The sequence below is a fragment of the Staphylococcus sp. NRL 16/872 genome (assembly GCF_022815905.2).
GTDB lineage: Bacteria > Bacillota > Bacilli > Staphylococcales > Staphylococcaceae > Staphylococcus.
The window spans coordinates 689,276-711,419 of record NZ_CP119327.1 but is presented as its reverse complement, the minus strand read 5'-3'; the positions used below and the strand labels follow the sequence as shown (position 1 = coordinate 711,419).

At 32.1% G+C, this 22,144-nt stretch carries 22 protein-coding genes; 7 read left to right on the top strand and 15 right to left on the bottom strand.

Annotated elements, in window-relative coordinates; all coding sequences use genetic code 11:
• Positions 1 to 14: 14 nt before the first annotated feature.
• The 8 genes from MT340_RS03275 to MT340_RS03240 form a co-directional block, all read right to left on the bottom strand.
• Positions 15 to 959, bottom strand: a complete 945-nt coding sequence (locus tag MT340_RS03275; protein ID WP_243590229.1) for a nucleoside hydrolase — start codon at positions 957 to 959, stop codon at positions 15 to 17.
• A gap of 107 nt (positions 960 to 1,066) precedes the next feature.
• On the bottom strand, positions 1,067 to 1,990 hold the full coding sequence (locus tag MT340_RS03270; RefSeq protein ID WP_243603583.1) for an ABC transporter substrate-binding protein: 924 nt from the start codon (positions 1,988 to 1,990) through the stop codon (positions 1,067 to 1,069).
• A 158-nt stretch (positions 1,991 to 2,148) separates the two neighbouring features.
• Positions 2,149 to 3,294 (bottom strand): acyl-CoA dehydrogenase family protein, encoded by a 1,146-nt coding sequence (locus tag MT340_RS03265; protein WP_243588781.1) that lies wholly within the window; start codon positions 3,292 to 3,294, stop codon positions 2,149 to 2,151.
• A gap of 71 nt (positions 3,295 to 3,365) precedes the next feature.
• A complete protein-coding gene (locus MT340_RS03260; RefSeq protein ID WP_243590274.1) occupies positions 3,366 to 3,530 on the bottom strand; it encodes a hypothetical protein in 165 nt (54 codons plus the stop codon).
• A gap of 328 nt (positions 3,531 to 3,858) precedes the next feature.
• On the bottom strand, positions 3,859 to 4,203 hold the full coding sequence (locus tag MT340_RS03255; RefSeq protein ID WP_243588780.1) for a transcriptional regulator, SarA/Rot family: 345 nt from the start codon (positions 4,201 to 4,203) through the stop codon (positions 3,859 to 3,861).
• A 286-nt stretch (positions 4,204 to 4,489) separates the two neighbouring features.
• Positions 4,490 to 4,813 (bottom strand): PH domain-containing protein, encoded by a 324-nt coding sequence (locus tag MT340_RS03250; RefSeq protein WP_243588779.1) that lies wholly within the window; start codon positions 4,811 to 4,813, stop codon positions 4,490 to 4,492.
• Positions 4,814 to 4,835: 22 nt separating this feature from the next.
• Complete coding sequence (locus tag MT340_RS03245) at positions 4,836 to 5,576, bottom strand: transcriptional regulator, SarA/Rot family (RefSeq protein WP_243588778.1); 741 nt, start codon at positions 5,574 to 5,576, stop codon at positions 4,836 to 4,838.
• A 212-nt stretch (positions 5,577 to 5,788) separates the two neighbouring features.
• Positions 5,789 to 6,511, bottom strand: coding sequence for an AraC family transcriptional regulator (locus tag MT340_RS03240; RefSeq protein ID WP_243588777.1), 723 nt, complete (start codon positions 6,509 to 6,511; stop codon positions 5,789 to 5,791).
• An 810-nt stretch (positions 6,512 to 7,321) separates the two neighbouring features.
• Between MT340_RS03240 and MT340_RS03235 the strand changes: the two genes are divergently transcribed.
• Entirely contained in the window at positions 7,322 to 8,149 is an 828-nt protein-coding gene (locus MT340_RS03235; RefSeq protein ID WP_243588776.1) for a CHAP domain-containing protein, read from the top strand.
• A 301-nt stretch (positions 8,150 to 8,450) separates the two neighbouring features.
• On the opposite strand, the gene nhaC is transcribed toward MT340_RS03235, so the two are convergent.
• Both nhaC and MT340_RS03225 read right to left on the bottom strand, forming a co-directional pair.
• Positions 8,451 to 9,860 (bottom strand): Na+/H+ antiporter NhaC, encoded by a 1,410-nt coding sequence (nhaC, locus tag MT340_RS03230; RefSeq protein WP_243590228.1) that lies wholly within the window; start codon positions 9,858 to 9,860, stop codon positions 8,451 to 8,453.
• Between the two features lie 70 nt (positions 9,861 to 9,930).
• Positions 9,931 to 11,001, bottom strand: coding sequence for an NAD/NADP-dependent octopine/nopaline dehydrogenase family protein (locus MT340_RS03225; RefSeq protein ID WP_243588775.1), 1,071 nt, complete (start codon positions 10,999 to 11,001; stop codon positions 9,931 to 9,933).
• Positions 11,002 to 11,257: 256 nt separating this feature from the next.
• Between MT340_RS03225 and MT340_RS03220 the strand changes: the two genes are divergently transcribed.
• From MT340_RS03220 to MT340_RS03195, 6 genes are all read left to right on the top strand, one after another.
• Complete coding sequence (locus MT340_RS03220; RefSeq protein ID WP_243588774.1) at positions 11,258 to 11,686, top strand: magnetosome magnetite crystal formation protein family; 429 nt, start codon at positions 11,258 to 11,260, stop codon at positions 11,684 to 11,686.
• Between the two features lie 325 nt (positions 11,687 to 12,011).
• On the top strand, positions 12,012 to 12,575 hold the full coding sequence (locus tag MT340_RS03215) for a CHAP domain-containing protein (RefSeq protein WP_243588773.1): 564 nt from the start codon (positions 12,012 to 12,014) through the stop codon (positions 12,573 to 12,575).
• A gap of 149 nt (positions 12,576 to 12,724) precedes the next feature.
• Positions 12,725 to 13,054, top strand: coding sequence for a DMT family transporter (locus MT340_RS03210; protein WP_243588772.1), 330 nt, complete (start codon positions 12,725 to 12,727; stop codon positions 13,052 to 13,054).
• A gap of 1 nt (position 13,055) precedes the next feature.
• Positions 13,056 to 13,370: a DMT family transporter gene (locus tag MT340_RS03205; protein WP_243588771.1), complete on the top strand. Its 315-nt coding sequence runs from the start codon at positions 13,056 to 13,058 to the stop codon at positions 13,368 to 13,370.
• Between the two features lie 78 nt (positions 13,371 to 13,448).
• Positions 13,449 to 14,405: a 2-hydroxyacid dehydrogenase family protein gene (locus tag MT340_RS03200; protein ID WP_243588770.1), complete on the top strand. Its 957-nt coding sequence runs from the start codon at positions 13,449 to 13,451 to the stop codon at positions 14,403 to 14,405.
• Positions 14,406 to 14,578: 173 nt separating this feature from the next.
• Entirely contained in the window at positions 14,579 to 15,895 is a 1,317-nt protein-coding gene (locus MT340_RS03195; protein ID WP_243588769.1) for an ISL3 family transposase, read from the top strand.
• 73 nt (positions 15,896 to 15,968) lie between these two features.
• Here the strand turns inward: MT340_RS03195 and MT340_RS03190 are convergent, their stop codons facing one another.
• The 5 genes from MT340_RS03190 to fdhF all read right to left on the bottom strand — a co-directional run bounded on the left by MT340_RS03190 (position 15,969) and on the right by fdhF (position 21,879).
• On the bottom strand, positions 15,969 to 17,093 hold the full coding sequence (locus MT340_RS03190) for an FAD-dependent monooxygenase (RefSeq protein WP_243588768.1): 1,125 nt from the start codon (positions 17,091 to 17,093) through the stop codon (positions 15,969 to 15,971).
• Between the two features lie 152 nt (positions 17,094 to 17,245).
• Positions 17,246 to 18,031 carry an N-acetylglucosaminidase gene (locus MT340_RS03185; protein WP_243588767.1) on the bottom strand — a complete coding sequence of 262 codons (786 nt, stop codon included), beginning with the start codon at positions 18,029 to 18,031 and terminating at the stop codon, positions 17,246 to 17,248.
• Positions 18,032 to 18,055: 24 nt separating this feature from the next.
• Positions 18,056 to 18,277, bottom strand: a complete 222-nt coding sequence (locus MT340_RS03180) for a hypothetical protein (RefSeq protein WP_243588766.1) — start codon at positions 18,275 to 18,277, stop codon at positions 18,056 to 18,058.
• 174 nt (positions 18,278 to 18,451) lie between these two features.
• Positions 18,452 to 18,925: a helical membrane plugin domain-containing protein gene (locus MT340_RS03175; protein WP_243588765.1), complete on the bottom strand. Its 474-nt coding sequence runs from the start codon at positions 18,923 to 18,925 to the stop codon at positions 18,452 to 18,454.
• Complete coding sequence (fdhF, locus tag MT340_RS03170; RefSeq protein ID WP_243588764.1) at positions 18,925 to 21,879, bottom strand: formate dehydrogenase subunit alpha; 2,955 nt, start codon at positions 21,877 to 21,879, stop codon at positions 18,925 to 18,927. Before fdhF ends, MT340_RS03175 begins: the two co-directional genes overlap by 1 nt.
• Between the last annotated feature and the right edge of the window lie 265 nt (positions 21,880 to 22,144).

Below are 22,144 nucleotides of genomic sequence, written 5' to 3'. Positions count from 1 at the left end.
AGTTTACATTATGTTTACGTTTCTATTCTTTTCGCTAAATCAGTAATATATTTAAAGAATTCATCATGTTTTACTACAGTAACTACATGGATTGGGCGTCCTTGTTCTGTAAGATATGTGCGTCCTTGACTCGGACCTCGACTTTCTACATCCACGTTAACTTTTATTGAGTGAACTAAATCCGCTTTACCTACGTAAGCTGTCGTTAATACATCCCATAAGAAATAAGTTGAATTGGTCACGAAATGTGTAAGTGGTGGTACCGCTGCGTAACTCACCCCTAAAAAATCTACACCTATATATGAACGTTCGTTTGCCCACATTTGTCGTACAGCTGGTGTCAGTGGTACTTGATTTGTACTTTCTAAGGCAACCATGTCTATTTCAATGTCGCTGTCGAATACAGTTTTTACCGCTTCTGGATCCCAAAACGCATTCCATTCGGCTGTGCCATCATGTTCAGGTTCTTCTACATTTCCTTTTTCAAGAAAAGTCCCGCCCATCCAAACAAGTTTTGCAATATTGTTAGTAATTTCGGGTTGAATTTTTAATGCTTTAGCTAAATCTGTAAGCGGACCAGTGAATAGTAAGGTTACCTTCTCTTCAGAGTGCGTTAACGTTTCAATGATATCTTGATACGCCTCTAAGTGGCTCATAGTAGATTGAGTGTTAGCAGTCTGTTCATTTAATATAGGTAAGGCATCCATGAAGAAAGCATGCATTCGCCATTCTTTTGGAAAAGGATTAGCCCCACGCTCATATGATGGCGCAACTTTTAATGAAGCGTTAGAGAAGCGATTAATAATCTTACAAGACGCACTAAGTGATGGCTCTAAGTAGCAATCTGCGCCAATAGTACTCACACCAATAAGTTCAATGTTCTCCATTTGTAATAATAAAAAGAGAGAGATTAAATCATCTACCCCTCCATCATGATTAAAATATACCTTAGACATTATTACATCTCCTTTAGTGTATAAAATAAAAAGCTATGATTACATTATACGTAATCATAGCTTTCTTCATAACTGTATTACTTAAATTGATAGTCGCTATTAAAAAATTTTTATTTACTTGCTTTGATTAATTTGTCTTTTAAATCTTTTCTCATGAAGTCTAATGTATATGGATCATTATACCAATATGTTTCAGCTTTTACTTCAACTACATGATCATTTTTGACAGCTGGTAAGTTTTTCCAAATATTTGTAGTTTCGTAACTTGGTTTAGATTTGCCTTCACCTGTTGAAACGATATAATCTCCTGCTACATCTTCAATCTTTTCTTGGCTTACTTCAGCCCAACCTTCTTTTTTAACTAAGTCTTGTTGCCCTTTTGGCATTTTTAAACCAAATGCTTGATATAATACTTCTCCACCACGGCCCCAGTTGTCACCGTAAGTGTATAATTTTTTATTAAATTCATCTAAAATAGCAACAGTTGAATCTTTACCAATGGCATCTTTGATGTCTTCACCATCTTTTTTAGTTTGTTCTTTCCATTTTTCTTCCCATTTTTTCACTTCATCTTCTTTACCAACAATTTTACCTAACATTTCTTGTTGTTCTAAGTATTTATGTTTACCATAATCTACAACAATTGTTGGTGCGATTTTTTCGTATTTTTTAATGTTTTTATCAGTTGAGTAAACGATAATTAAATCCGGTTTTTGTTTAGCAACTTTTTCTACGTCTTGGTCACCAATTTTAGTTACATCTTTAAATTTATCTTTTAAAATCGGACTTTGATCTACTTGATTGCTTACAGCAATGATATTAGCGCCTAATTTATGTAAACCACCTGCAAACGTTGGAGCAACGACTGCGATACGCTTTGGATCTTTAGGAATTTTTATTGTTTTGCCACTGTCTAACTTATATGATTTTGTTTCTTCTTTTGAACCTGATTTACTTGAATCGTTTGAACCGCCATTCCCACATGCAGCTAAAACGATCATTAAAGCGATTAATGGAAAAATTAACTTTTTCATATTTCCTCCTAGTGAAAACGATTATCAATTTCATTAAAATTATACATGAGCTGTAACGAATTTACAATAAATTTTTTCAATATTTAAATAAAAAATAATTAGCTAAATCATTAATTATTTGATTTAAACTAATTATTTAAGTAACACTTTATTAAAATTTAAAATAAACCTAAAACTGATTTTGCTATATTGGTATATGCAGCGTCTTCCATAGGCGGATTATGTAGACCAGCACGCATATCGCGATAATAACGTTGTAGAGGTCGATCCATTTCTAGACTTTTCGCACCTACAATTCTCATCGCTAAATCAATCACTTCTAATCCTTGATTCATTACTAAAATTTTACTTGCTGACGTTTCATTCCAAACATTCGGGTTTTCATTGATAGTTTGATAGCCTTTAGCAGTACTCCATAAAAAATGTCTTGATGAAAGTAATAAAGATTCCATTTTACCGACATTTTGTTGTACGGTCGGTAGTTCTGCAATAGTACCTTTGATACTATTAGGTGAATGCTGCTTAGCAAAGCCAATTGCGTAATCTCTAGCCGCTTGTGCTATTCCTAAATAGGTACTTGGAATGTGTAAAATCCACCCGTTAGGTTGTGGCTTTCTTTTTCCTTCAACAAAATTCTCGAAAGGAAGATACACATCATTAAGTACTAAATCATGGCTTTCAGTAGCTCGCATTCCCACCATATTCCAATTGTCAGCTATTTCTACGCCTTTCAGTTCACGAGGAACTAGAAAGAAGCCAACTTCTTCGATGTCATCTACATATGCAGCAACTATATAATATGTAAGTGCTTTACTCATTGAAGTAAACGTCTTAACTCCATTTAATTTATAGCCGTTCTCAGTTTTAGTGGCGTGCGTTGCGGGACGTCCTCCTCTTGTTGGACTGCCTGTATCTGCTTCACTCACGGCTCTATTTACCAATGCCCCATTTCTGATATCGTCAGCAAACTGTTTTAACATGGCTTCATCCCACATGTGTTGTTCATATAACTGACCTACTACACTTAAATGCCAACCTATAGACAATGCAGTAGCGCCATCAAGCGATCCTAAATAACTTTGTAGAACAACCATATCTTCAATTGTGGCACCTTCCCCTCCATATTCAACTGGTAAAGTAAGTAAACTATATCCTTCATTGACTAACCATTCTATATTTTCAAATGGGAAACTTGAATGGATATCATTATATGCCGCTCTTTCTTTAAAAGTATCTTCAATGGTTTCAAACTTTTTAATCCACTTTTTTTGAATTTCAGAATTTATTAAAAATGAATCTAACATCTTCTCTCACCTATTCATTATTTAAAGTATCGTTTAATCTTAGTTTAACACTCGACTTTAACAAATTAAAGTTAACTATCAAGATGACAAAAGTCATGGACATTAAAAATAGGATGGTACGAAGTTGCACCACGGTGATGTCTGAATTCATCGAATTCATTGTCAGGAATTGTTTCAACAATATCATTTACATGTCGTGAAATATCATTTGTGGGGATAAGAACTGAAGTTTCCATTGGTAGAGTAAGTTAAGTCATGTTATAATTTTTATACATAAGGCACCTCGTTAATTTAGTTTAGTGATGTTTATTAAATTATACGAAAGTGCCTTATTTTTTTAAAGTATTACAATGTAAAATTACATATAAATACAAAGTATTTTGGCGAGACTCTTGAGGGAACAGGACAAGCTGAAGCTGTCCCCTAAGAAAGCGAGCCAACAATACGGAGTATTGTAAATAAAGAAGCCAGTAAATGAATTTGTTAAAACTCATTTACTGGCTATTTCTCTAGTAATTATGTCCCAGACTCTTCATACATAATTATTATATTAATGCCGACGTATTATTTAATGTATTTCTCTAGTTCAGCAATTAACTTATTAATCTTTTCGCGTTGTTCCTCTGTTACATAAACAATAACTGTTCTTTCATCTTGTATGCTACGTTTTTTTGATAATAACTGTAAATCTTTTAATTTTTGTAATGCTTTAGTCAAGTAATAAGGTTTAAATTCTGAATAAGTCGCAATTTCTTTAGAAGTTATTTCATTGGTCTTACTTTTAACAATATAATTCAAAATATAAATTTCTTCATAATTTAAGTTATATTTCTTTTTAGTATCCTTAAAAAATTTTTTCACTTGAAATGTTGCGTTAACTAAATCATTGATGTCTTTAATTTGTCCCATATTCTAAACCACTCCTCCGATGTACATCTCGTTGCTACAAGGTTCATTTGTCCTATTACTACTAAACTAAACATTTCTTATGCTATAAAATTTATTTTATAACATTTAAGTATAATATTTCAATATTTTTATGAACTTAAAATGATATTATATATTAAATTCTAATTCGCTCAATTAAATTACGCTTAATCAATTTAACAATGAATTTCTGAGATATAAAAATACTAGGACAGCTCTCTTAAACAAATATCAAGAACCATACTAGTCTATTATTTCTTCATTTTATCTATTTAATTTTTTCCTCCACATATTCTACAAAAGACTTAACATCCTCTGATTGAATACGTGTCATTGGTACTTTACCAATATTAAATGTAAAAATAACGTCTTCACCATTATATTCTATATTTTCAACTTCATTATATGGGATGTTTCTATAATAAAACTGACCGTTCATATCCACGTTCATAATTAAACGTTCAGATGTGGCTATAAAAGCACCTTCAAATTCAGTTTGTTCTTGTACTTTATATTCAATCATACCTAACACTGAAGGCCCCTTTTTTTCAGTTGGGAATAAATCATCAGGATTTACATTATCCAATATCATAAAAAATAAACTCCTTCTCGTTTCATGTTAAATCATTTATTTTCATTTCCGTTTGAAGTTTATTGTAACATTGAATAAATAAGGTTTCGGTTTCATATGCTCGCGATTCTACTATTTTAATATTTACCAAACGTTCATCTTTATTATTCCTACATTTGACGATATAACCTTTTTGAGATAAACGATTAATTGTATTAGGTGTACCTATTAAACAATGATGAGAGAAATCGTTAACTGATTTTAAGGAAATCGTACCGTGAGAGTAAATTAATTTTCCTAAAATAAATAACTCATCTAATGTTAAATTATATCGTTGTGCAATTTGTTTCACCTGATTTAAAGCACTACTAATGATAATGACATAGGACAGTTTTAAAGATTGAATATGACTTAATTCTGCACTGAAATATTTTAATTTAATTAATTCCTCAACTTCTATAAACAGAATATCTAACTTTTTATGGTAAAAGTTAGTTGGTAAAATTAATAAACGTCGTTGATCCGTATCATCTCGAACTTTAATGATCCACTCCAAGTGATATAAATGTTCTAAATTATATCTAATATTTCTTTTAGACATGTGCATTGATTTAATTAAATCCTCTATATATACACCACGTTGATGAGTTTCATTATAAGTAATAATTTCATTCAATAACTTTAGTTGATCTAAAGTTAAATTTCTTGAATACTTTAAAACTTCGCTAATAGCTTTAATATAGACTAAATAAAATAATAAAATCTCTAATTTTCTTTTTTCCATGATACATGTCACCTCATGATCTTGCATATAAATCCAATATTAAATGATTGGAGTAGAAGATAAACGTCTATATTTCTATCTTCAATTGAGATATCAATATCTTCATATATCATGTTAATGTTTTAAAAATTAGATAAGCATTATTTTTTTAGTAATAGTTATTCAGTACACATTAACCACCTATATTTATATAGAAGTAATTACTAATATTATTAATGATAATGACTTTTTGCCTCAGCAATGAGTAGTTGTGCTTTCTCATCGAAAGGTATTTCTTTTGTTTCTAAATTGTTTAAATTTAAGGGTTGTTTATTTTTTCTTACTTGCCCAGGTGTTGCACCGTATTTCTCATTAAATAGAGCAATAAAACGTGGAAAATGATTAAAACCATGTTCAAAAGCGATATCTTGGATAAGTGTTTTACTTTTCAAAATATCTATTAAACACAACTTTAATCTAACATCATTAATATACTGAGTAATATTATTGTAGGGTGTATGATATTTAATGACCTGACTCAATTCTTTATTTGACATATTCAAAGAATTTGCAAGATCTTGTCTATTAATCTTTTGATCATGATGTTCGATGATATATTCATGCACTTCGTCAACTAATGCATTCTCTAATTTAGAATTCTGACGATGTTTGCGTTGAATGTATCCTAATTCTACACACAAGTGTTTAACTAATTTATCTTTTATATGAAGAATTTTAGGTTTCCGACATTCAAATTCAAGTAAATTAATAATGAAAGGTTCCATTTGCTTTCTTTCTATTGATGAAAATTTATAACCATGTAATTTAATATAATCATCTGCGTATCTTAAATAATCTTTAAAAGCAATTTCCATTACTGCAACAATAGAATCTTCTTTACTTTCAATAGAATATAAATCATTGAGCATAATAAATATTAAATCACGTGATTTCATTTGAAATTTATCTAAATTTAAAGTAATCTGTCCAGATCCCTTTAGCCAATAGATTAATTTGATATTCGATTCCTTTTGCCTACTTATCTTTATATTTTTTAAAAGTTTTACCGAAAAGTTATTAATCATACATATGTCCTCTCACTTTATAATATATAAAGACACGACATAAATAGAAATTAAGTTATCTTCCCCTATAACTCTCTTTCCTATTAACGATGACATACTACGAGGTAATACATCATCGTTCTTCATCGAATGTCTATCTTCATATATAATTGTATGTTTTATTTCGGTATTACCAGTAGCAAACTTTTGACTAATTATATCACTTTATTATCTTATTTTTAGTTTATTTAATATATAGCGCTTTTAAAATATCATTTTTCACTTAAACACTATCCATTTTTTAACCCCTCCATAAATAAAGTGATTAAAAAGCAAAATTTTATTAGTCTAATATTAAAATACAGTTCAAAACTTATAAATTTTAATATCTTTTCAAAGGGAAAAATTTTTGCTGTTTTTTTACAGTAAGATTACAGAAAAATGAGTTTACATTTCATAAAAACTCATAAAAACTGATATGACAGTATTTTTAAATATTACAAAAAATTTCAATCAATACTCATTCAACCAAAATATATTAGCAATAAATTACAAAATGGTAACAATGCCCACAAATCTGCTTTTTTCTGCTAAAGTATTCCTTGTCGAAAAGAAACAAGTTAATCATAGGACTTAAAGTCAACCAATGACTATTAAATAAATAAATAAAAATTAATTTAATTCTCAGGAGGATATTTTAAAATGAAAAAAATCGCTACAGCTACAATCGCTACTGCAGGAGTTGCAACAATCGCTATCGCTGGACATGGTCACGAAGCACAAGCTGCTGAACAAGGTTACAATCCAAACGATCCAACTTCATACAGCTACTCTTACACTATCGACCAACAAGGTAACTATCATTACACTTGGAAAGGTAACTGGAGCCCAGATCGTTTAAGTCACTCAAACCAAACTTATACAACTAACACTACAAATACTAATAATAATCATAACAACTACAATTACAACTATAACTACAACTATAGTTACAATAACAATAATAATAGCAGTAATTACAACTACAATAGCTATAATCACTATGCTAACAATAACTACAGTAGAACTAGTACTCAATCTTATAATGCAGGTACTCAAACTACTGGAAACACAACTACTAGTTATTCAACTTCAAATAATAACGTTAAAGTAACAACTACAGCTGCACCATCATCTAATGGCGTTTCAATTTCTAACTCTGCAAGCTCTGGTAGTAACTTATATACTTCTGGTCAATGTACTTATTATGTATACGACAGAGTAGGTGGTAGAATTAGCTCATTATGGGGTAACGCTAACAACTGGGCAAGTGCAGCTTCAGCAGCTGGTTACACTGTAAACAACTCACCTTCAGTTGGTTCAATTATGCAATCTACTGCAGGTGCTTACGGTCACGTTGCTTACGTTGAAAGCGTAGGAAATGACGGTTCAGTAACTGTATCTGAAATGAACTATGGTCACGGTCCTGGTGTTGTAACTTCACGTACATTATCAGCTAGCCAAGCTGCTGCATATAGCTACATTCACTAATATTGCTCACATTGCTAAAGGATTGTCTAAAATGACAATCCTTTTTTTTACGCCAAAAAGGTTAAGCAAAGACTCAGATGAGTTTCTGCTTAACCTTTTTCAATATCACATTATATTTATTTGGGTTACTTCTCATTCGTGGATTCAATTCTCGCTACAAAAATTGAATCCACTACTTTTATCTATTTTGAGGATATTGTTAGTTAAAAACAAAATAAATAGATATCATCGCTACAAAATATCTATGTAATGTTCTAACATACTTATTTATATCCGTTATATAGAAAATTAAACATTTTATTTACGAATTATTTACATTTTCATTCTTACTTTTTTTACGAATACCAATACCAGTAAAACCATAAATAATTGCTAGAACAGCACATAAATAACATGGGACTGTCCAAATAAAGAATTGATCAACTGAAACGCCTAATTGTTGGGTATAATATATACCTGATGTGCCCCAAGGTATTAAAGGTAATACCATGGTACTTGAATCCTCTAATGTTCTTGATAAATTACTTCTATCCAAGTTTCTATCTTCAAACATTTCTTTCATTAACACACCTACCATAATGATAACGATTGAAGCTACCCCAGCAGCAAATACCATCATTAAACAGCATATAACAGTAATCAATATTAATGTGCCAACCGATTTTACGCCTTTAGACACAGTTTGTACCATAACATCTAAGCATCCTGATTTTTCTACAATCCCTGCAAACGCGTAGCCACAGAAGATAGTAACAATAATTTGTGTCATACTCATCATGCCGCCCTGTTCCATCAAGGTCGTGGCATTTTTAGAAAAATGACTCATACCAGTCATTTCTGATTTAAAGCCATCAAATGTTGCTTTAAAACCATCAACAATATTGAAATGATTATTCAATGAACCTACGATAAGCGCACTCAAACTAGAAGCTAGCATTGACGGTACCGTAGAAACTTTACATAGTAGACATATTATGATGACTATTAAAGGCACCCAGACCCAAATATTAATATTATAGGCTGTTGAAAGTTCATTTAATAATGCCTTAATTTGTTTAGAATTGGCACTACTTTTAGAATTTAAACCTGCGAAGAACCATACAATAATACCGATAATTGAAGCTGGAATGGTAGTCCACATCATTGCTCTAATATGAGAAAAGATATTAACCTTAGTGACTAATGCAGCTAAGTTTGTAGTATCTGATAAAGGTGACATTTTATCACCAAAAACAGCACCGGCAATAATTGCGCCTGCTGCCATTCCTAAATTCATATCTAATTGGCCAGCAATTGAGATTAATGCGATACCAGCTGTTGAAGCCGAACCCCATGCTGTACCTGTAGCCACACTACAAATTGCTGAAATAACAAATGCTGAGACTAAAAAATAATTAGGATTAAGAAATTTCAAACCATAATAAATTAACGCTGGCACAGTACCTGAATACATCCAACTACCTACAATAATCCCTACTGCTAAAATGATAAATATCGCAGGCATCGCAGTCGTTAAACGATGTGTAATACCTTCTTCTAAATCCGTCCATCTCAATCCAACTCGAAAAGCGATTAATGCAGCATAGGCTGAAGATATTAATAATAAAACTTGAATAGGTATATCAAATATAATAAAGCCTGTGGTTACAACAATCACCATCACAATAATTGTAGATATTGCCTCAAAAAATGTTGGTTTCCTTTTCATAATCATCCCCCTTAATTATTTTTTAAAAACCTCTTTTCTGTTTGATTTCAATCTATTCACTTCTACTCTTGTACTATTCTAGTCCAAGTTTATCTAAACCTAATTCTTCTACAGTTAATCCCTCATTAAAGAAATCTCTTTCTAAAATAGTAGAAGCAATCATGATAACGGCATCAATGTTAGGCGTATCTACATCAATGGCACGTCCTAAGCTTGACCATAAAACAAGACCATACGCTATATCCTCAGTTAGATAGCGGTTTTGTACAGAATTAGGTCCTGGAATTTGAGAGAATACTGGACTTGTGTTAAATAAACGATTTAACGGTTCATCTTCATCTTTTCTTTCTAAATAACCGCGTTGAATACGGGCTTCTTTTGCAGTTAAAAGTTCGAAGCCTAATTTACGTCCTAGTGTTAAACGCTCTAATTCAATTGCATGTAATAATCTAACCGTATGTTTTGTAATCCCTTCTTTATATAATGCAAATGAATCAGCATAGTCTATACGCCCTACATTCAGTAATGTTGGTCCAGGATGAACCTCTGGATTACCATTTTCTAAGTTAGTCTTCCATAAATTTTCCTCTTTAACTAAATAAGGATAAATCTGACTCACTTTTTCGAAGCTCTCACTTAATTCTTCCTTTTTATAAGTTGAAAAGAAGACTTTACGTACCTTAAGTGATAAATCTACGCGCGCCTCTTCGAAATCTACACGTGTACCATATGTTAATGTATTAGCTTCCGCAAACTTAGGTTGCACCTCAATATGACGATCTTCCAGTACATTCATAAAACGAATGGACGCCATTGCAGCAGCGATATTGAAGAAGATTAATTGATCATTTGTCACATGTTCAGCCATAATCTTCGCGTAATATTCAATATATGAAGAAGGAATAACAACTTGAATAATTTCAGCGTCTTTTAGTACGTAAGAAATATCATCACTTATATCTGTAAATGGAATGAATTTTTCTTCTCTTTCATCGTTATAATCAAATCCACCTTTATCCATCGCATTTTGAAATTTTTTAATCGATGAATTTCGACAATATAACTTCACATCATGACCTTGGTCTACCATATCTACCGCAGCAGTTACTGCGCCATTGCCTGATCCTACGACTGCTATTTTCATTTAATAACCCTCTTTTCTTAATAGTTGTTAAACATTAAAATATGTAGAAATCTTACTTAAATTCTTTTTAAAGTTCTTCAAAAAATAAAGATGCGTATTAAGAAACGCATCTTTTAATATAGTATCGTTATATATAACCGTCTTAGAAAAATTTTAAACAAGTCCATAAATTATATTTAAAATCCACTAAAATATAATTTAAAATTTTGTTATATTTGTAGTAAGAAATACAATTTAATTAATAAGGAGATTTCACATGACAGAGAATTATGCTTACCAAGCAAATCAACAAAACCTAAACAACAATAATGATGACGCACGATTAATGTCTATGCTTATTTTTTTACTAGGCTTTTTCACTTCAATTATTGGACCAATTATCATTTGGGCTATCAAACGCAATGAAGCCCGTCTGATTGATCAAGCTGGCAAAAATTACTTTAACATGATTATTTCGTATTTTATTTGGAATGTTGTTTTAGGCCTTTTATTTATTCCTATTTTTCTTGGCTTCGCATTAAATATTGATTCTTTATCTATCTTTTTAGGATTATTAGTTATTATTTTAGCCTTAGCAATTTTTGTTATTTCTATTTTGTATATCATATTTCACATAGTGGCCTGTGTAAAATATTTTAGTGGTAATGAATATGTTGTTCCGCTTTCTATTCGATTTTTTAAATAGAATGTTATAGGACTTATTTATTACAACATTTTGTAATATTAATAAAGTCAATGTAAGTTAAAAGTATTCAATTTTCATAGGAAACACATGCTTTCAAAGTTTTATTACAGCCTGTAACCTTGGACATGCTTCTATTACGAAGTTGTTCAAGGTTTTTGTATTTCATTTACGAAATAGTTACATTGCCCATAGCTTTATAATATTCTGCTAAAGTATATGTTGTCGTTGGGAACGACAATTAACTATTCAATTTTAGATTTAAAGTTTCTTCAACATATCGCTAATCAACCTATTGTTGAAGACAAATTTGGGAGGACTTTTTACAATGAATAAAATTATTACTATTTCAACATTAACAGCTGGCATCGGTGCCTCAGCATTAGGTTTAAGTGCAAACCATGCAGACGCTGCTGAATATAATCATACTCCAGCACCACAACAACAATCATTTTATAATACACATAGCACATCAAATACAACATCTATCAGTAGCAACTCATCAACAAGTTATGCTACTAGTAGTTCAACTACTACATCATCTTCAACACAAACGACATCATCATCTGGCAACTTATATACAGCTGGACAATGTACTTGGTACGTATATGATAGAGTTGGTGGTAAAATTGGATCAACTTGGGGAAATGCAAATAATTGGGCAAGTGCCGCTCAAGCAGCAGGTTATACTGTGAACAATACACCTGTGCAAGGTGCTATTCTTCAAACTAGTCAAGGAAGCATGGGACATGTCGCTTATGTAGAAAGTGTAAATAATGATGGCTCAATAACAATTTCTGAAATGAATTATAATGGTGGCCCTTACGTCAAAGATACACGTACAATTTCAGCTAGCCAAGTAAGTTCATATAACTATATTCATTTATCTTAAGTTATATAAAATAAATATTAATTTTTTACGTATTATTCAACCTTCTAGTTCGGTTCAACTTACCTTTAAACTAGAAGGTTATTTTGAATTTACATATAAACTTTGAGAAAATATATTTATTACTATTTATACTGCAAGGAGGTTATACAATGCAGTGGCTAAAAGTAATACTCGCCGGTCTTATAGAAGTAGTTTGGGTAATTGGGTTAGATAATGCTCATAATGTCCTTACATGGCTATTTACTTTAGTTTTTTTATCTCTTAGTTTTTATTTAATGTTATCTGCTTCTAATCATTTACCGGTGGGTACTGTATATGCAGTGTTTGTCGGTATAGGAGCTGCAGGCACGGTTATTACTGATATGCTATTTTTTAATCAGTCATTTTCAATTACTAAGATTGGACTACTTGTATTACTCATAATAGGTATTATTGGCCTTAAACTTTCAACCAATGAACCAGATAAAGGAGGAATATAAGATGTCTTGGATATGCTTAGTAATTGCTGGATTATTAGAAGTACTTGGCGTCGTGTGGTTAAATGAATTTGCTCGCACCAAAAAGAAGTGGCTGATTATTATGATGGCGATCACGTTTGTATTCAGTTTTAGCTTTCTTAAAATAGCAATGATTTCTATACCAATGGGTACCTCATACGCTATTTGGACTGGTATAGGCACTGCTGGTGGCGCTATACTTGGAATGATTATTTATAATGAATCTAAACATTTCATGCGTATCTTTTTTATTTCACTCATTTTAATTTCAGTGATAGGCTTAAAACTTCTTCAGTAGCAGGTTAAATATTTAATTTGTATACGTTTTCTTCTTTTATTATACTTAAAGAGAATGATACGTTAAGGAGTGAGTTTAATGGAAAAAGTTTACATCGCTGGAGCAATTCCTGAAGTAGGATTAAATTTACTTAAAGAACATTTCGAAGTTGAAATGTATGAGGGTGATGGCATCATAGACAAAGAAACGCTTAAAGAAGGCGTAAAAGATGCTTCTGCGCTCATCAGTATTTTATCTACTAACGTCGATCAAGACGTTATTGATAGTGGTAAAAATCTTAAAATCATCGCTAACTACGGTGCTGGCTTCAATAATGTAGATATTGAGTATGCACGAAAAAAAGACATTGATGTTACTAATACACCAAAAGCATCTACAGCTTCAACTGCTGAATTAACATTTGGTTTAGTACTTGCAGTGGCACGTCGTATCGTTGAAGGTGATAAATTATCACGTACTAAAGGATTCGATGGTTGGGCACCTTTATTCTTCAGAGGTCGAGAAGTTTCAGGTAAAACAATCGGTATCATAGGTCTTGGCGAAATCGGGAGTGCTGTAGCTCAACGTGCTAAAGCTTTTGATATGGATATTTTATATACTGGCCCTCATCAAAAGAAAGAAAAAGAACGTGAGATTGGTGCTAAATATGTAGATTTAGATACATTACTTGAAAATGCAGACTTCATTACTATTAACGCTGCATATAATTCTGATTTACACCATATGATTGATAGTGATCAGTTTAAGAAAATGAAACAAACTGCTTATTTAATTAATGCTGGTCGTGGTCCTATCGTAAATGAAGAAGCTTTAGTTAAAGCACTAAATGATAAAGAAATCGAAGGCGCTGCTCTAGATGTGTATGAATTCGAACCTGAAATTACTGAAGGCTTAAAATCATTAGACAATGTAGTAATCACGCCACATATCGGTAATGCTACATTCGAAGCTAGAGATATGATGTCTAAAATAGTCGCAAATGATACTATTAAAAAATTAAACGGTGAAGAACCACAATTTATCGTTAATAAATAATTGAGATAAAAAAGAGGATTGAATTAATAGTTAATTTAATACGGCTCTATAATAAATCGGACTGATGATAAAAAATCATCAGCCCGATTTTTATGTTTTGAATACAAAAATAGCACAATTACCTCTATAATTATTAGCTACCACACCAAATAAAAAAGAAAGGTAATGCGCCTATGTGTAAGTCTATATTAAATACATTAAGAATTAAAGATAAAAATCTAAGTTTTTCAGATGAAGTGACTGAGAAAAAATATAAAGGACGAAAGAGTCTGTTTTACTATGCAGAGCTTACTTATCAACCTACACATTGTGAAAATTGTTTAACTAAAAACGAAAATTTCTCTATAGTGAAAAATGGTAAGAAAACTTCAACGATTACTTTACTTAAAATTATGGAAATGCCTGCTTATTTAAAGCTTCAAAAACAAAGATTTTATTGTAAAACATGTGATAGTTATTTTACTGCTAAATCTAATATTGTCGACGATTATTGTTTTATTTCTAACAAAACAAAACTTGCAGTTTTAGATAAAGCGCAAGAATACCGCTCTCAAAAATCTATCGCTAAGTCATGCTTAGTATCATCAATGACTGTATCTAGAGTGATTAATCAAGCGGCAAGCGACGTAGGTCAGTCTTCTTTTGATGCTTTACCTGAACACTTAATGATGGACGAATTTAAAAGTGTTAAAAATGTAATTGGAAAAATGAGTTTTATTTATGCAGATGCTGTATCGCACCGCATCGTAGATGTGGTAGCAGATCGTAAGTTAAAATCGCTGAAAGATCATTTTTATCGTTATTCCTTGAAACTAAGACAAAAAGTCAAAACTGTAACGATTGATATGTATGAACCCTATATGTCGCTAATCAAGCAATTATTTCCTAATGCGAAGATTATTATTGATCGTTTTCATATTGTTCAATCTTTAAATCGAGCGTTAAATATGTCTAGAGTTCATATAATGAATTGTTATAAAACCTCTAATAGACCGCTTTATAATAAATATAAAAGTTATTGGAAACTATTTCTTAAACCTTTTGAAACGCTAGAAGCATTTAATTATCGTAAAGTTCGTTTATTTAAAGAGTGGAAAACCGAAAAAGGAATTATGAATTACTTATTAAGTGTAGATGTTGAATTATTTAATACATATCACTACGTTCATGAGCTAAGACGATTATTAAAAGAAAACCAAATAGAGAAATTTACTCATAAACTCTTTTCTATTCATCTTTCAGATGTGTGTCCTAAATTACGTCCAGTTATTAGAACTTTAAGAAGATTAACAGCTTTCATTGAAAACACCATGATATATTCTAACCTGACCAACGGTCCGTTAGAAGGAATTAATAATAAAATCAAACTCATTAAAAGGGTATCTTTTGGTTATAGAAATTATGATAATTTACGTAATCGAATTATTATAATTTCGCGACTATTTGCCTCAACAACAAAAAAAGAGATTAAACAACCTAAGGTTGCTTAATCTCAATATTAGGACTCATCAGTCCGATTTGACGTAGAGCCTTTAATACTATTGATTCAATCCTTTTTACATTTTATTTCTTTTTAGCTTTGTATAAGAATTTTGTTTGGCCACTTACAAGTCGTGTAGGTGTCATTTTCATCACACGGTTTCGTACTTTAGTTGTTAAAGTACCCTCTTTTTGAGCTATATTTCCTATTTTTCGTGACCGTTTAATTACTTTAGCAGTATGTTTAACACGCAATTTATCATAACGTGCTAAAGCTTTTTCAAAATCATAAGAAGTTAAACAATTGGTTAATACGATAGCATCTTCCATGGCTTGCCCAGCACCTTGGCCCATATTAGGCGTCATCGCATGAGCTGCATCTCCTAATAAAACAGTACGACCATAGACAAACGTTTTTAATGGTTTCATATCATATAAATCATTTTTGATAAAATCTGTTTCGCTTTGTTTATCTAAGATTTGACGTACTTCCTCAGGATAATGATTAAAATATGCTTGTAAATGTGGCTTTTCAAATGAACGATACTTAGAGTCCTTTTCCGAAGCATTAATTGTAATGAACCAATAGGCTTGATTATTAATCATCGGCACGATACCTACGCGTCCTCTTTGGCCCCAATACTCATTTGCGCTGTCACTGTGCTTCAAGTCCGCTTCATCTACTAAACCTCTAAAGCATGTGTAACCTTGGTATAAGATTTTAGCTTCAGGTTGTACAGTCTGTCTAACTGCAGAATGTATACCATCTGCGCCAATGCACATATCAAAGGATTGGCTCGCATGATTTGAAAAGTGAACCATCACTTGTGACTCTTCATTATCCACTTTAGTCACTTGATAATCTGTGAAAATTGTATCAGGTTGAACGTAAGATTGAATTAACTTAATCAACGTTTGACGAGGCAACGTAACATTCAGTGTATCTTCCTTTAATTTCGCAGATGTTAATAGTTCACCTTTATCATCATATACATTCATAGAAGTTAAATTTTGACCTGCATTTTTGATACCTTTTGCTAAATCATGGTTACCAAGTTTTTGTAAAACATTGTCCCCGATACCAATGCCTGCACTAACTTCTTGAATAGTTGATCTCTTTTCAAAGATTTTGACATCATGTCCTTGTTCTTGTAACAGTGCAGCAGCAGTGAGCCCTCCAATACCTGCACCTATAATTGCAATTTTCATTTATTTACACCTCAGAATTTAAATTCTTTTTCATTTTAACATATTGCCTTATACCCTAAATATCCTTTACATAATTTAAACTTTCAATTAAATTAAAAAATGAAAGAGTACGGGGCAATCCCTTATACTCTCTCACTCTAAATTACTCATCTTCAATTTTTGGATATGTAATAATTACGTCTTATTTTATCTTTTTTAATGCCAAAATGGTCATAATATTCTTTCATATACGTAGCTATTTTATCAGGCCATTCAATATCACTGGCATATTGATGTTGTCCTGGGTTCTGTGGATTCCAACGCATTTGATAAAGTGTGCGTTGTTCATTGTCAAAGTAAGTTGTTTGAATAAACTTAGCACCACCTAAAATCGCTTTACGCGGTGATGTCCACTGTTGTTCTTTGGCATAACTTTTACCAGTATGTACAGCATCCTCATCGAAAGCTCCAATTCCGAAGAAATTATAATATTCTTTCTCTCCGTCTTTGATTCCTTGAGCAAGCTCAGATTTACCATTAGCAGTTTCCACTCTTGCGTGACTAATCAAGTAAAGTATATTCACACTATACTTATCTTGCGCTTCCATAAATGCATTAGCCTGGTTCTCTAAAACCCCTTGCCCTTTAAGCATATGGGTCACTTCTTCTTTTGACATCGGCACTTTTTGAGAAATATCCATATATTTTAAATTATTATCATTCTTCTTAATTTGCATAGCCTGTTCCACTTCAGTATTGCTTGCTGGAGTGAAGTCACCGTTTTTATCGATTGTATTCACAAGATCTGACTGTGTTTGTTTGCGCACTGCTTCTTGAAAATGATAATTGAGGTCACTTCTCAAAATATTCGTTTTATTAAAAATCAATAATATTACTAACGCAATTAATCCTAGTATTAGCAAAATAATTGGAAATTTTAAATGGTTATATTTCTTCATAGCTACGATAATCTCCTAGTTAGCTTATTTAGACAAATAGAAATAAGCAGCAATTATGACAATGACTACGATTGCAAAGGATAAATTAATTACTATTTTCATACCTGTACGGTCACGAAACATGACGTTAAATATAACTAAACTGATTGCCAAAGATACTGCAAACATGCAAATAGCCAAAACTAATTGCATCATAATCAAAAATATAATTCCTAATACGATAAAAACATTAGAAATAATAGTCATTATTTTAAGTGCTGTTGGATGAATAAGTCCCCACCCCTTTTATGTAATTTCATATATAGTCAACCATACCACAATTTAAGTCTTTATGGCTTATAAATAATGAAAAAGAAACCCTTATTAAGAGCTGCATACTTAGAGTATTACTCCTAATAAGGATTTCTTATGTGTAGTTAATTAATCTTCGCCTCTAGACATACCTTTAAGTAAGTTTAACATATAAGTTAAGCTACGATTCATATCGTCATCTTTAAGCACGCCCATTAAACTACGTACAGTTGTTTTAGCATTAGGACTTGCTTGGTTAGCCACGTGAAGACCTTTATTTAATTTATTCAAGAATTGGCTTAATTCTTGAACATTTAATTCGCCTAACATAAAGACCATAGGTGCTAAATTAGTAATTAATCCAGCATATAAATCTTTGTTAAGTTCAGTCATGAATTTATTGACAATCACTTGACGGCCTCTAATTCCACCATTCATTAAATCAAGAATCTTAGCTTCATCTAAAGCTTTAACAATGCGGATTGCTTTTAAAATACTATCTTTATTTTCAGCAATTGCATCGGTTACTTCGATTAAACTTTCTTGTTTAATTTGCTCTTGTGACTTTTCTAAACGTTTGATTTTACTAATTCTTTCAGCCATTATTTATCCACCACATTTCCTGGGAAAACATAATCTGGACGTTCCCATTTTTTCTGTACTTGGACACTATATTGCGGATGACGGTGTTTATCAACACGGAAGTTTGTTGGGTTTAATGGTGATTTACCTTTACGTGTTAATACTTCCATACGACAGCTTGTACGTTTATATGATGGTGTATCAGTATATTTATCAACATCACTGTTGGTTAATTTATTGATAGCACCTAAGTCACCGTTAGACATTGCGTCATTATTTAATGGAATATAAATCTCTTTACCTTTTACGCGATCTGTAATTGTTGCAATTAATGTTGCTTCCCCAGTTTCTGAAATTAATCGTATTTCAGCACCTTCATGAATATCACGATCTTTCGCAAGCTCTGGAGAAATTTCAACAAATGCATTAGGCATTTTGTATTTAATCATTTCTGTTTGATAAGTCATGTTACCTTCATGGAAGTGTTCAAGTAAACGACCGTTGTTCACGTGTAAGTCATATACTTCGTCTTCTTTGAAGAAGTTATCAAATGTTAATGGGAATAATTTAGCTCGACCATTATCAAAGTTAAAGCCGTTCATATACAATGTTGGTTCGTCTGTGCCATCTGGAGCAACAGGCCATTGTAAACTATTAAAGCCTTCTAAACGATCATAACTTACACCTGAGTATGATGGTGTTAAGCGAGCAACTTCATCCATGATTTCTGAAGGATGCGTGTAGTTCCAATCTGCACCCATTCTTTGAGCGATTAATTGGAAGATTTCCCAGTCTGGTTTAGAATCGCCTAATGGTTGTAATGCTTTATTAATACGTTGAATACGACGTTCTGTGTTAGTGAATGTACCGTCTTTTTCAAGTGATGGACTTGCTGGTAATACAACATCAGCATAAGTTGCTGTAAATGTTAAGAATTCATCTTGTACAACTAAGAATTCTACTTTTTCTAATGCAGATTGTACGAAGTTGATGTTAGAGTCTACGATACCAGTATCTTCACCATATAAGTATAATGATTGAATTTCACCGTTATGGATACCTTCCATCATTTGGTGATTGTCGCGTCCTGGTTTAGGATTTAATTTCACACCGTATTCTTTTTCAAACTTAGCTCTTACTTCGTCATCGGCAACTTTTTGATAACCTGGGAATTGGTCTGGCATACTTCCCATATCACTCGCACCTTGTACGTTATTGTGACCACGTAATGGGTATGCACCTGAACCAGGTTTTCTATAGTTACCTGTTACAAGTAGTAAGTTTGAGATTGCTGTACTTGTGTCACTACCGATATCTTGTTGAGTAACACCCATAGCCCAACAAATTGACATTGATTCTGCTTTAGCAGCTTCTTCAGCAAAGCTAATGATTTGTTCTTTAGGAATACCTGTTGCATCTTCAGCAAAATCCATTGTAAATAATTCTAATGATTTATAGTATTCATCAAAGTTATCTACCCAATCATTTAAGAATTGTTTGTCATGTAAGTCATTATCAATGATATATTTCGTTGCAGCGCCTAACCATACTAAGTCAGTACCTGGCTTAGGTTGATAGAATGCATCGGCGCGTTCAGCCATTTCATGTTTTCTGATATCAAATACATGCATTTTTGAGCCGAATAATTTTTGACCACGTTTAATACGTGAAGCAATGACTGGATGGGCTTCAGCAGTATTTGTACCAATTAATACTGTCATAGCTGCTCTTTCTAAATCTTCAATTGAACCTGAGTCACCACCATGACCAACAGTACGGAATAAACCTTTTGTTGCTGGTGCTTGGCAATATCTAGAACAGTTATCAACATTGTTTGAACCAAATACTTGGCGAGATAGCTTTTGCATTAAGTATGATTCTTCGTTTGTACCTTTAGAAGAAGCGATAAATGCTAAATGTTCGCCGCCGTATTCATTTTTAATACGTTTGAAGTTTGTTTCAATGACATCAAGTGCTTCGTCCCATTCTACTTCATGGAATTCGCCATCTTTTCTAACAAGTGGTTTAGTTAAACGTTGATCAGAATTGATGTGACCCCAAGAGAATTTACCTTTGACACATGTTGCAATTTTATTTGCTGGTGAATCGTGTGATGGTTGCATTTTTAAGATTTCTCTATCTTTAGTCCATACATCAAATGAGCAACCTACACCACAATATGTACAAACTGTTTTCGTTTTCTTAATGCGTTCTTTACGCATTTCTGCTTCTGAATCTGAAACTGCGAATAATAAGCCATCGCCTGGTTCGGCTTTCTTAGTTAAATCGATCATAGCTGCTAATGAACCTGGTTCAGTATCAGTCATGTAACCTGCATTACCTTCCATATTAACTTCCATCATGGCGTTACATGGACAAACTGTTGCACATTGACCACAAGATACACATGATGATTCATTAATAGGTACGTCATTATCCCAAATTACACGTGGATGTTCACGATCCCAGTCAATTGAAATTGTTTCGTTAACTTCGATGTCTTGACATGCTTCGACACAACGTCCACATAAGATACATTGGTCTGGATCATAACGATAGAATGGACCGTAATCTTTTTCATAAGGTTTTTCTTTATATTCATATGATTGCTCTTGTAAGCCCCATGCGTCCATGGCATTATGAATTTCACAATCACCATTGTTGTAATCACACACTGTACAATACAACATATGTTTTTCTAAGATTCTGTCTAATGCTTCTTTTTGACTTGCTTTGACGTCTTTATTTTGAGTATTTACCGTCATAGGACGATCTACAACCGTACTACACGCACGTTCAATTTTGCCATCGATTTCAACCATACATGTATCACATGTTTGAATAGGCCCCATCGATTCGTTATAACAAATTGAAGGTACGAAAGTATCACGAGATTTAATAAACTCGAGTAAACTTGTTCCAGGTTCCACAAGATAATCTGTACCGTCAAGCGTCACGATTAAATGTTCTTGCATACTACTTTCCACCCCATCTATATTTTTTACCGTAAAATTATCAATTTAATAAACTATTCCATTCCAATACCCCACATATATTGAACATAGAATTACTATAATTGTATAACTATTTTTGGATAATGTTAAGAGTTTCATAACTTTTTTCAATATTTAAAGTTTTAAAACTTAACAATAATTAAGTTTAATAAATTTATTGTATTGTACCTTTTTTGTACAATTACAAACTATATTTTCAAAAAAAGTAAAAAAATAAACACGCATA

What these genes read in the sequence shown, in the direction of transcription:
- MT340_RS03190 (WP_243588768.1), bottom strand. Translation starts at nt 17,093, where the DNA reads ATGAAAATTGCAATTATAGGTGCAGGTATTGGAGGGCTCACTGCTGCT.
- MT340_RS03195 (WP_243588769.1), top strand. Translation starts at nt 14,579, where the DNA reads ATGTGTAAGTCTATATTAAATACATTAAGAATTAAAGATAAAAATCTA.
- MT340_RS03265 (WP_243588781.1), bottom strand. Translation starts at nt 3,294, where the DNA reads ATGTTAGATTCATTTTTAATAAATTCTGAAATTCAAAAAAAGTGGATT.
- MT340_RS03215 (WP_243588773.1), top strand. Translation starts at nt 12,012, where the DNA reads ATGAATAAAATTATTACTATTTCAACATTAACAGCTGGCATCGGTGCC.
- MT340_RS03225 (WP_243588775.1), bottom strand. Translation starts at nt 11,001, where the DNA reads ATGAAAATAGCAGTCGTAGGATCAGGCAATGGCGCAGTAACTGCTGCG.
- MT340_RS03175 (WP_243588765.1), bottom strand. Translation starts at nt 18,925, where the DNA reads ATGGCTGAAAGAATTAGTAAAATCAAACGTTTAGAAAAGTCACAAGAG.
- MT340_RS03240 (WP_243588777.1), bottom strand. Translation starts at nt 6,511, where the DNA reads ATGAAATCACGTGATTTAATATTTATTATGCTCAATGATTTATATTCT.
- MT340_RS03270 (WP_243603583.1), bottom strand. Translation starts at nt 1,990, where the DNA reads ATGAAAAAGTTAATTTTTCCATTAATCGCTTTAATGATCGTTTTAGCT.
- MT340_RS03235 (WP_243588776.1), top strand. Translation starts at nt 7,322, where the DNA reads ATGAAAAAAATCGCTACAGCTACAATCGCTACTGCAGGAGTTGCAACA.
- MT340_RS03205 (WP_243588771.1), top strand. Translation starts at nt 13,056, where the DNA reads ATGTCTTGGATATGCTTAGTAATTGCTGGATTATTAGAAGTACTTGGC.
- MT340_RS03255 (WP_243588780.1), bottom strand. Translation starts at nt 4,203, where the DNA reads ATGGGACAAATTAAAGACATCAATGATTTAGTTAACGCAACATTTCAA.
- MT340_RS03210 (WP_243588772.1), top strand. Translation starts at nt 12,725, where the DNA reads ATGCAGTGGCTAAAAGTAATACTCGCCGGTCTTATAGAAGTAGTTTGG.
- MT340_RS03250 (WP_243588779.1), bottom strand. Translation starts at nt 4,813, where the DNA reads ATGATATTGGATAATGTAAATCCTGATGATTTATTCCCAACTGAAAAA.
- MT340_RS03260 (WP_243590274.1), bottom strand. Translation starts at nt 3,530, where the DNA reads ATGGAAACTTCAGTTCTTATCCCCACAAATGATATTTCACGACATGTA.
- MT340_RS03220 (WP_243588774.1), top strand. Translation starts at nt 11,258, where the DNA reads ATGACAGAGAATTATGCTTACCAAGCAAATCAACAAAACCTAAACAAC.
- MT340_RS03180 (WP_243588766.1), bottom strand. Translation starts at nt 18,277, where the DNA reads ATGACTATTATTTCTAATGTTTTTATCGTATTAGGAATTATATTTTTG.
- MT340_RS03200 (WP_243588770.1), top strand. Translation starts at nt 13,449, where the DNA reads ATGGAAAAAGTTTACATCGCTGGAGCAATTCCTGAAGTAGGATTAAAT.
- fdhF (WP_243588764.1), bottom strand. Translation starts at nt 21,879, where the DNA reads ATGCAAGAACATTTAATCGTGACGCTTGACGGTACAGATTATCTTGTG.
- MT340_RS03185 (WP_243588767.1), bottom strand. Translation starts at nt 18,031, where the DNA reads ATGAAGAAATATAACCATTTAAAATTTCCAATTATTTTGCTAATACTA.
- MT340_RS03245 (WP_243588778.1), bottom strand. Translation starts at nt 5,576, where the DNA reads ATGGAAAAAAGAAAATTAGAGATTTTATTATTTTATTTAGTCTATATT.